A 9,420-nucleotide genomic window follows, 5' to 3' on the forward strand; every position below is an offset into this window, starting at 1 on the left:
GCGCGCCAGCCCAGGGTGAAACGCCGGCTCTGCCGGCGCCGTCCGCCGAGGCCCCAGCTATCGCGGCAACGCCGCCTGCAGCTGCACCCGCCGAGGCTCCCGCCGTCGCGGCCGAGGATGCCGCCAAGCCCAAGCCGGTTCCCGTGCTGGTGAGGCTGGACATCCGCCCATGGGGCGAGGTCTGGATCAATGGCGTGGCGCGCGGCATCAGTCCCCCCGTCAAGGAACTACGGCTGATTCCCGGCAAGTACCAGGTGGTGCTGCGCAATGCCGGCCTGCCGCCGTACCGTACGACGCTGGAGGTCAAGGCGGGCAAGCCCGCCGTGATCTCGCACGTCTTCCAATAGGGGGCCGCGGCTAGGCCGTGGGCATCTCTTCCGGCGCCATCGGCAGGCGCAGCGTGAAGACCGAACCCACGCCCAGCTCGCTGCTGACTTCGACCGATCCGCCGTGGCGTTCGGCCACGGTGCGCACGAAAGCCAATCCCAGGCCGGCTCCGCCGACGTCGCCGCGGGTCTCGACGCCCACCCGCGAGAACGGCTCGAACAGACGCGCCAGATCCTGCGCCGCGATGCCCTGGCCCTGGTCGCGGATGTTGACTCGCCAGAAGCCGGGTTCCTCGTCGATGCCGCATTCGATCCGGGTGTGCGCCGGGCTGTACTTGATGGCGTTGTCGATCAGGTTGCATAGCGTGCGCATGAGCAGGGTCTGATCGCCGCGGACATAGGCGGCGGGCAGCGGTAGCGCGAGGGTGAGCTCAATACCGCGTTTCTGCGCCGAGGCCCAGAACTCGTCCACGGCGTCCTGCAGCAAGCTGCCCAGGTCCAGTTCCACCGCGCTGATCGTCATCGACTCGGCGCGCGTAAGGTGCACAAAGTCGTCGACCAGGCGCAGCGTGCGGTTGGCCAGCGCGGCGATGCGGCCCAGGGTTTCGCTTTGGCCCTCGGACGAGCCGCTTTCCTGCTTCATTTCGACCAGCGCGAGGATGGAGCTTTGGGGGGCGCGCATGTCATGCGAGATGAAGCGCAACGTTTCCTCGCGCTGGCGTTCCGCCTGACGGATGCGCGAGATGTCCGTCAGCGTGGCGACGGTGCCGGCGAAGTTGCCTTCCGCGGTATGGATGGGCGCGCATTTCACGATCAGGTCGCGTCCGGCATGGTCGCGTATCTCGAGGTCGGCGCTCCATGGCGATGACGCGGCGACCGGCCCCTGGCCGCTGAGCGCCTCGGCGACGCGCTGGCGCGTGGCGGGATCGGAAATGGTCTTTTCGAGAAGATGGGTGGCCCGGCGGCCAACGCGGGGAGGGCGCATTCCCAGCCTCTGGAAATACATGACCGCGGCCTGGTTGCGGAATTGCATGCGGCCGTCCTGATCGAAAACCAGCGTGGCATCCGGCATGCCGTCCAGGCCGTCGGCCAGGAAGCGGCGCAGGTTGCGCACGCGGGCCAGCGCCCGGCGCAGCTCTCCGACGCGGCTTTCCAAGGACGCGCTGGGACCCGCGCTCTGGGCGCCGGCTTCGTTCAGCACGGGCGGGTACTCGCGCTGCAGGCGGCGCAGTTCGTTGTCCATGTAGCGCAATGCGGCCTCCTGGCTGCGCCAGCTCCAGAGCGGATAGCACAGCGTCACGCCCAGCAGCGCCGCGGCGGGCGCGAACCACACATAGGCATAAGTCAGCAACAGCAGCGCCGTCAGCAGGATGGCGACGAACAGCGCCAGGCTGACCAGCAGCGCCTGCTTGGGCGAGAGCCGCCACAGTGCCAGGCAGGCCAGCAGTACGGGCAGCGCCGCGAACAGCGCGTTGCACCAGGCGGGCGGCAGCTGATAGGCGATATCGTCGCGCGCCGCGTGCAGCAGGTTCGCGATGATTTCCACTCCGGACATGCCGCTGAGGTCGTGCGACACCGGCGTCGGGTAGGCGTCGCCCAGGCCGGTAGCCCAGGCGCCGACCAGCACGTACTTGCCGCGCAGTTCCTCGGGTGACAGGTCGCCGCGCAGCACGGACAGATAGGACACGGTGCGCGTGTGCGCGGTGGGTCCGGCGTAGGGGATCAGGATGCTGCCGTCAGGCGCGGCGCGTTGCAACAGCTTCTGCGCCGATTCCGCTTCGCCGCCGACGTCCAGCATGGCCAGGGCCAGATGGTTCCAGCGGCGGTCTCCGAGCTGCGCGCTCAGGGTGGCTGCGCGCACCACGCCATCCGGATCGATGCGCGCGTTGATGAAGCCTTTCGCGGCGGCGGCCTGCGCCACGCCGGGGATGGGCTCGTTCACTGCCGAAGGGCGGTCGAGCCGGTCCAGCACGACCGGCAGGACAGTACGCCCATGGCGCCGGATGCTGTCGGCCAGGATGCGGTCGTCGTTCGGATTGGCCATGTCCGGTTCGGCGAAGATCAGGTCCAGCGCCACGGCGCGGGCGCCCTGCAGGCGGTCCAGCAGCGCCGCGTGGACGGCGCGCCGCCATGGCCAATGGCCCAGAGCCTTGATGCTGTCGTCGTCGATTGCGACGATCAGGATATCGGGATCGGCGCCGCGCCCCGTCAACGACAAGGCGCGGTCATAAAGGATTTGATCGAAGCGCCCCAGGCCGTTGAACGAGCCCAGGATGGCGGCAAACACCGCCAAAACCACCGTCAGCCACAGCCCTGAGCGCGAGGTCCGGTCCTGCGGATCGGCGGCGTCGGCCATGAGACGGGCTCTAGTAATCGGTCAGCGTGATCAGGCCGCCCGTGCCGCTGGCGACACCCGAGCCGTCGGAGGTCAGGAGCATGTTCGCGCCCTCGAAGGTGGCGATCGCGTCGCGCCCGTTCAGGCCCAGGTCGTCCACTGCGCGCACGGAAACGTAATAGGTGCCGGGACCGGGCGCGGTGAAGCGGATATCGTTGCTGGGAAAGCTCGTCGACGATACCGGCAACGCGCCTTCGGCGTCGCGCGAGACGCGCACCACATAGCTTTGGGCGCCGGAAACGGACGAGACGTCGGCGGTCCAGGCGCCGCCGCCCGCACGCGTGGGCGTACCCAGTTGCGGCGCATCCAGCAGCGCGCGCATGCCGGAAACCACGCCGTCCGAACCCACGGCCGCGCCGTAGCCCTTGGCCATCGCCACCGGTTTGGCCGGGGCTGATCCGGGGGCGTGGGGCTGCAGGCGCACGCTGCCTTCCAGCACTTCGCTATGCACGCCTTGCGCGCCGCTTTGCACGCGGAAGCGCGTGCCGCGCACGCCGGTGACCGCAACCGGCGTGCGGATCTCGAAACGGCCCACGCCTTGTCCGGTGGGCGCCACGGACGATTCCACGCCGCCGCTTTGCACCCGGACGACGGAATCCGTCAGCGCCGTGCCTTCGAACTGGCGCAGGCGCGTCAATTCGACCGAGCCGCCGGCCGGCAGCGTCAGCTTGGAGCCGTCGGCCAGTTCCAGGGTGACGAAGCCGTTGGCGGCGGTGCCGACCGTGCTGCCTTCAGCCACGGTATCGCCAGCCCGCAGGGCTTTGCCGTCGACATTCGCCTGGCCACTGACGTGGACGACGCGGGCGTCGGCTTGCCGCACGGGAATCATGGACAGCGGGATGCGCAATTCCAGCCCGATGGGCAGCGTTTCCGGCGTGACAACCTTGTTCAGGGTTTGCAGCTGGCTCCAGTTGGCCTGCTTGTGGGTATACCGGGTCGCCAGGTCGATCAACGTATCGCCTTGGCGTACGCGGTAGATGAAGTCGTCCCCGAGCGCGCCGGCGGGTTGGCTGCGCGCCGGCGCCATCAGCGCCAGGCAGGAAATCATGGCAAGCAAAGAAAGCGCGCGGCAGCGGCTCATGACTATCGGTTCTCCTGGGGGCGCGCGCAGGCGCTTACTGCGGATTGGCTGCGATGTCTTCCGGCGAGCTAATCAGCTCCAGCCGGTAGCCCAGCGCATAAGAGGACGTGAGGCGCACGCCGTTTTCGGGACGCAGCTGGAGCTTTTGGCGAATGTTCGACAAATGGGTGTCCAGGGTGCGGGAGGTCGCGGGAATTTCCCGGTTCCATACGCATTCGGCCAGCACGTCGCGCGACATGAGGCGGCCGACATTGCGGAAAAACAGCAGGGCGAGCTCGAATTCCTTGGGAGCGAGCGGCACCACGGCGGAATCCAGGGTGATCGTGCGGGCGGCGGGTTCGATGCGATAGCGCGCCACGTCGAAGGCGTCGTCCGCGGGTTCGGCGATCTGGCTGCGGCGCAGCAAAGCCGCCACCCGCGCCAGCAGCTCCAGGGGGCGCAGGGGCTTGACGATGTAATCGTCCGCGCCGGCGCGCAAGCCTTCCACCAGATCGTCCTCGCTGGAACGGTTGGTCAGGAAGATGACCGGGATGCGTGGACCGATATTGGCGCGCAGCCACCGCACCACATCGTCGCCATCGATGTCGGGTAGATGCCAGTCCAGCAGCACTAGGTCGAATTGCTCGGTACGCAGCGCGGCCAGGAGGTCCCGGCTTTGCTGATAACTGCTGCAGACATATCCGGCAGCGGTCAGAACTTGCTGGATGCGCCGTGCTTGATCCAGGTCGTCTTCCAGCGACGCGATTTTCATCAGACGTGTTCTCGCGAAGGTTTGCTACGCAAGCGCGCGCTATGGCGCCCTACTGCAAGAGGGGAGAGGAATATATAGGTGTAAACGAATGATAACTCGGGAGGGGCCCCGGCTGGCTACGTTATGGCAAGAACTGTCAAACATTGCAAAGTTGACGAATCTTGACTGGAGTTGTTGCGCAACAACGCGCCACACTGTCTCAATCGTTCTCCCCCCCGCAGTAAGGCGTGGGGCGGAGCCGGTCGAGGTTGTTGGTCGTATGGAACAGATATGAATCAATTGCGCATACTTATGATGTCACCCGACGAGGCCGCCCGCGGCGTCGCCGTGTCCGCATTGCTGCAAGCTGGTATTTCTGCACGCGGTTGCTCGACGTCTCTCGAATTGTTTGGATTGCTCAACGGCGGCGGTTATGACGTCGTGGTCCTGGATGTCGGGACCCTGGGTGAAATCGGCTACGCCCTGGTGGCGCGCCTGCACGGCTCATCGTCCATGGGCATCGTGGTCACGGGGCGCGGCATGTCGGTGGACAGCCGCCTGCGCTGCCTGCAGAGCGGTGCCGACGCCTGTCTGCCAGATCCGCAGGATCCACGGGAACTGGCCTGCATCCTGCTGTCGCTGGCGCGCCGCCTGCCCGCCGGACAGGAAACGTCCCTGGCCGAGCTGGCCCAGAACGGCCAGTGGGAACTGCGTGACCAGGGCTGGACCCTGGCGGCGCCCTCGGGAGCGACCATTTCGCTGTCCGCCAATGAGCGTCTGATCGTGCGTTCGCTGCTGGAAGTGGCGGGCAAGGCCGTGGGCCGGAACGAGCTGGGCGATGAGCTGCAGGTCGAGGGGGGCGGGGTGCGCGCCAGCGGCTCCCGCAGCATCGACGTGATCGTCAGCCGGTTGCGCCGCAAGGCTGAACTGGCCGGCGTGATGTTGCCGATCCGCACGGTCTACGGCAGCGGCTACCTGTTCGCCGACCAGTAGCGCGGGCGGGTACACTGTCTGCGTCGCCTGGCGCCGGCAAGTCTGGGCGCTGGTCCGGAACCCGCATATCTGGCTCACGCCGATTGCCGCAGTCACTGACCCCGATTTACGGCTCCGATTTTCGGCGTATGCGGCCCTAATTTTCACGACCGCCGCCTAACTGGCACGCTTCTGCTGGCAACACGCCACACGCCAGGCTTACAATTTTCTTTGACAGCAAGCCTTTATCTCAGTTATGCTAAAGGGCTTACTGCTTTATTTCGCGCGCAAAAACTGGCCGCGGTAGGGTTTAGAAGTACGGTGTCTGGGAACGGGGTGCGTCACGAGCCTTTCGTTTCAAGCCACACGGCTTCGCGGCATCGGGTCTTTCCGGCGCCGTCGCCCCACGGCATCCAGCTTTGTGCGTTTTGTCATAGTTTGTTGGCAAGCCCGCTCTTTTACGTATACGAACGTTTGAGGCGGTTTTGCGCGAACTGCCTTCTCCGAAAGTCACTGCTTGAGGAGACGAGTACGTAAGTACTTACCCAGTGGTACGTAAAAGGGATTTCAAAGGTCATGCCTACCATTAGCCAACTCGTGCGCAAGCCGCGCGAAGTCAGCATCATCAAAAGCAAGAGCCCCGCGCTCGAAAACTGCCCGCAACGCCGCGGCGTGTGCACTCGCGTGTACACCACCACCCCCAAGAAGCCGAACTCCGCTCTGCGCAAGGTTGCCAAAGTGCGTCTGACCAACGGTTACGAAGTCATTTCGTACATCGGCGGTGAAGGCCACAACCTGCAAGAGCACTCGGTGGTTCTGGTGCGTGGCGGTCGTGTGAAGGACTTGCCCGGTGTGCGTTATCACATCGTGCGCGGTTCCCTCGACCTGCAAGGCGTCAAGGATCGTAAGCAAGCCCGCTCGAAGTACGGCGCCAAGCGCCCGAAGAAGGCTTAATAACGAGTCAGCAGTACCCCCGCGTGGCGGCAGTCCGTCACTAGGGAAGTGCGACCGCGCCATCCAGATGATGGGAAGGTGCGCGGCACGTAAGGGGTCGTCTCCATGGACGGCCATGGCCGTGTAATGAAACACGGTTCAACTGAACAGACACAAGGAAGCAACAATGCCCCGTCGTCGCGAAGTACCCAAGCGCGAGATTCTGCCCGATCCCAAGTTCGGCAGCGTCGAACTCGCCAAGTTCATGAACGTCGTCATGCTGGACGGCAAGAAGGCCGTCGCCGAGCGCATCGTCTACGGTGCCCTCGAGCAAGTGCAAACCAAGACCGGCAAAGAGCCGATCGAAGTTTTCAGCCTGGCGATCAACAACATCAAGCCGATCGTCGAAGTGAAGAGCCGCCGCGTTGGCGGTGCCAACTACCAAGTGCCGGTTGAAGTGCGCCCCGTGCGCCGCCTGGCCCTGGCTATGCGTTGGCTCCGTGAAGCCGCCAAGAAGCGTGGCGAGAAGTCGATGGATCTGCGTCTTGCTGGCGAACTGATCGACGCCTCCGAAGGTCGTGGCGCCGCGATGAAGAAGCGCGAAGACACGCACAAGATGGCAGAGGCCAACAAGGCCTTCAGCCATTTCCGCTGGTAATTTAAGGACTAACCCACCATGGCCCGCAAAACCCCGATCGAGCGCTATCGCAACATTGGTATCTCTGCGCACATCGATGCAGGGAAAACCACCACGACCGAACGTATCCTGTTCTACACCGGCGTCAATCACAAGATTGGCGAAGTGCATGATGGCGCAGCCACCATGGACTGGATGGAACAAGAGCAAGAGCGTGGCATCACCATTACGTCGGCAGCTACGACGGCGTTTTGGCGTGGCATGGCGAAGAACTATCCCGAACACCGCATCAACATCATCGACACCCCGGGTCACGTGGACTTCACCATCGAGGTGGAACGTTCCATGCGCGTCCTGGACGGTGCCTGCATGGTCTACTGCGCGGTGGGCGGTGTTCAGCCCCAGTCCGAAACCGTGTGGCGCCAAGCCAATAAGTACGGCGTGCCGCGTCTGGCCTTCGTCAACAAGATGGACCGCACCGGCGCCAACTTCTTCAAGGTCTATGACCAGCTGAAGAACCGCCTGCGCGCCAATCCCGTGCCGATCGTGATTCCCATCGGCGCCGAAGACACGTTCCAAGGCGTGGTCGACCTGGTCAAGATGAAGGCGATCATTTGGGACGAAGCCAGCCAAGGCATCAAGTTCGACTACGCAGACGTTCCGGCCGAGCTGGAAGGCCTGGCGAACGAATGGCGCGAAAAGCTGGTCGAGGCTGCTGCTGAATCGTCCGAAGAGCTGATGAACAAGTACCTGGAAACGGGTTCGCTCGACGAAGAAGAAATCAACCTGGCCATCCGCCAACGCACCATCGCTGGCGAAATCCAGCCGATGCTGTGCGGCACCGCCTTCAAGAACAAGGGCGTGCAGCGCATGCTGGACGCGGTCATCGACTACCTGCCTTCGCCCGTGGACATTCCCGCGGTTGACGGCCAGGACGACGATGGCAACCCCGTCAAGCGTGAAGCCGACGACAACGAGAAGTTCTCGGCCCTGGCGTTCAAGCTGATGAGCGATCCGTTCGTGGGTCAGTTGACCTTCGTGCGCGTTTACTCGGGCGTCCTGAAGTCGGGCGATACGGTCTACAACCCCATCAAGGGCAAGAAGGAACGTATCGGCCGCATTCTGCAGATGCACGCGAACAACCGCGAAGAAATCAAGGAAGTGTTGGCAGGCGACATCGCCGCCGTGGTGGGTCTGAAAGACGTGACCACCGGCGAAACGCTGTGCGACATCGACTCCCACATCCTGCTCGAACGCATGATTTTCCCGGAGCCCGTGATTTCGCAGGCCGTGGAACCCAAGTCCAAGGCTGACCAGGAAAAGATGGGCCTGGCGCTGTCGCGCCTGGCGCAGGAAGATCCGTCGTTCCGCGTGCGCAGCGACGAAGAATCCGGCCAGACCATCATTTCCGGTATGGGCGAGCTGCACCTGGAAATTCTGGTTGACCGCATGAAGCGCGAATTCGGCGTGGAAGCGAACGTCGGCAAGCCGCAAGTGGCTTACCGCGAAACTATCCGCAAGACCTGCGACGAAGTTGAAGGCAAGTTCGTCAAGCAGTCGGGCGGTCGCGGCCAGTACGGTCACGTGGTTCTGAAGGTCGAGCCGTTGGCTCCTGGCGGCGGCTACGAATTCGTGGACGCCATCAAGGGCGGCGTGGTTCCCCGCGAGTACATCCCCGCGGTGGACAAGGGCATCCAGGAAACGCTGCCTTCGGGCGTGTTGGCTGGCTACCCGATCGTCGACGTCAAGGTCACGCTGTTCTTCGGTTCGTACCACGACGTGGACTCGAACGAAAACGCGTTCAAGATGGCCGGCTCCATGGCATTCAAGGAAGGTCTGCGCAAGGCCAGCCCCGTGCTGCTGGAACCGATGATGGCCGTTGAAGTCGAAACGCCTGAAGACTACGCTGGTACCGTGATGGGCGATCTGTCCTCGCGTCGCGGCATGGTTCAGGGCATGGACGACATGGTTGGTGGCGGCAAGACCATCAAGGCCGAAGTTCCGCTGGCCGAGATGTTCGGTTACGCCACGAACCTGCGTTCGCTGACGCAAGGTCGTGCCACGTACACGATGGAATTCAAGCATTACTCCGAGGCCCCCAAGAACGTCGCTGACGAAGTCATCGCCGCTCGGGCCAAGTAAATAACCCTTGTCGGGGCCGCCCATCCGGGCGGTCCCGGCAGAAATCCAAGTTTCCTTGAAAGTCAAAGGATAGAGATCATGGCAAAAGGCAAGTTTGAACGTACCAAGCCGCACGTGAACGTGGGTACGATTGGTCACGTTGACCACGGCAAAACGACGTTGACGGCAGCTATCACGACCGTTCTGTCGAACAAGTTCGGTGGC

8 protein-coding genes and 1 pseudogene are annotated in these 9,420 nt (G+C 64.0%); 6 read left to right on the top strand and 3 right to left on the bottom strand.

Annotated features, from left to right (window positions below; genetic code table 11):
• A pseudogene (locus tag WBB14_RS32290) lies at positions 1 to 347 on the top strand (serine/threonine protein kinase); the annotation flags it as partial.
• 10 nt (positions 348 to 357) lie between these two features.
• Here WBB14_RS32290 and WBB14_RS32295 read toward each other — a convergent pair.
• The 3 genes from WBB14_RS32295 to WBB14_RS32305 are packed head-to-tail and all read right to left on the bottom strand — an operon-like array spanning position 358 to position 4,553.
• Positions 358 to 2,682: a CHASE2 domain-containing protein gene (locus tag WBB14_RS32295; protein WP_424243378.1), complete on the bottom strand. Its 2,325-nt coding sequence runs from the start codon at positions 2,680 to 2,682 to the stop codon at positions 358 to 360.
• A gap of 10 nt (positions 2,683 to 2,692) precedes the next feature.
• Positions 2,693 to 3,802, bottom strand: coding sequence for a FecR domain-containing protein (locus tag WBB14_RS32300; RefSeq protein WP_424243379.1), 1,110 nt, complete (start codon positions 3,800 to 3,802; stop codon positions 2,693 to 2,695).
• A 34-nt stretch (positions 3,803 to 3,836) separates the two neighbouring features.
• Positions 3,837 to 4,553 (bottom strand): response regulator transcription factor, encoded by a 717-nt coding sequence (locus tag WBB14_RS32305; RefSeq protein WP_424243380.1) that lies wholly within the window; start codon positions 4,551 to 4,553, stop codon positions 3,837 to 3,839.
• 270 nt (positions 4,554 to 4,823) lie between these two features.
• On the opposite strand from WBB14_RS32305, the gene WBB14_RS32310 reads away from it, so the two are divergent.
• The 5 genes from WBB14_RS32310 to WBB14_RS32330 form a co-directional block, all read left to right on the top strand.
• The gene (locus WBB14_RS32310; RefSeq protein ID WP_424243381.1) at positions 4,824 to 5,525 is read left to right on the top strand and encodes a response regulator transcription factor; all 702 of its coding nucleotides are present in this window, start codon (positions 4,824 to 4,826) and stop codon (positions 5,523 to 5,525) included.
• 555 nt (positions 5,526 to 6,080) lie between these two features.
• Positions 6,081 to 6,458 carry a 30S ribosomal protein S12 gene (rpsL, locus tag WBB14_RS32315; RefSeq protein ID WP_005017264.1) on the top strand — a complete coding sequence of 126 codons (378 nt, stop codon included), beginning with the start codon at positions 6,081 to 6,083 and terminating at the stop codon, positions 6,456 to 6,458.
• 166 nt (positions 6,459 to 6,624) lie between these two features.
• On the top strand, positions 6,625 to 7,095 hold the full coding sequence (rpsG, locus tag WBB14_RS32320) for a 30S ribosomal protein S7 (protein WP_006216561.1): 471 nt from the start codon (positions 6,625 to 6,627) through the stop codon (positions 7,093 to 7,095).
• Between the two features lie 18 nt (positions 7,096 to 7,113).
• Positions 7,114 to 9,216: an elongation factor G gene (fusA, locus tag WBB14_RS32325; protein ID WP_424243382.1), complete on the top strand. Its 2,103-nt coding sequence runs from the start codon at positions 7,114 to 7,116 to the stop codon at positions 9,214 to 9,216.
• 78 nt (positions 9,217 to 9,294) lie between these two features.
• On the top strand, positions 9,295 to 9,420 hold a 126-nt coding region (locus WBB14_RS32330; RefSeq protein ID WP_024001200.1), incomplete at its 3' end, for a GTP-binding protein.

The sequence above is a fragment of the Achromobacter sp. genome (genome assembly GCF_049647645.1).
GTDB lineage: Bacteria > Pseudomonadota > Gammaproteobacteria > Burkholderiales > Burkholderiaceae_B > Achromobacter.

Excerpts from the sequence above, each read along its gene's own strand:
- WBB14_RS32295 (WP_424243378.1), bottom strand. The coding sequence starts at position 2,682 with ATGGCCGACGCCGCCGATCCGCAGGACCGGACCTCGCGCTCAGGGCTG.
- WBB14_RS32300 (WP_424243379.1), bottom strand. The coding sequence starts at position 3,802 with ATGAGCCGCTGCCGCGCGCTTTCTTTGCTTGCCATGATTTCCTGCCTG.
- WBB14_RS32305 (WP_424243380.1), bottom strand. The coding sequence starts at position 4,553 with ATGAAAATCGCGTCGCTGGAAGACGACCTGGATCAAGCACGGCGCATC.
- WBB14_RS32310 (WP_424243381.1), top strand. The coding sequence starts at position 4,824 with ATGAATCAATTGCGCATACTTATGATGTCACCCGACGAGGCCGCCCGC.
- rpsL (WP_005017264.1), top strand. The coding sequence starts at position 6,081 with ATGCCTACCATTAGCCAACTCGTGCGCAAGCCGCGCGAAGTCAGCATC.
- rpsG (WP_006216561.1), top strand. The coding sequence starts at position 6,625 with ATGCCCCGTCGTCGCGAAGTACCCAAGCGCGAGATTCTGCCCGATCCC.
- fusA (WP_424243382.1), top strand. The coding sequence starts at position 7,114 with ATGGCCCGCAAAACCCCGATCGAGCGCTATCGCAACATTGGTATCTCT.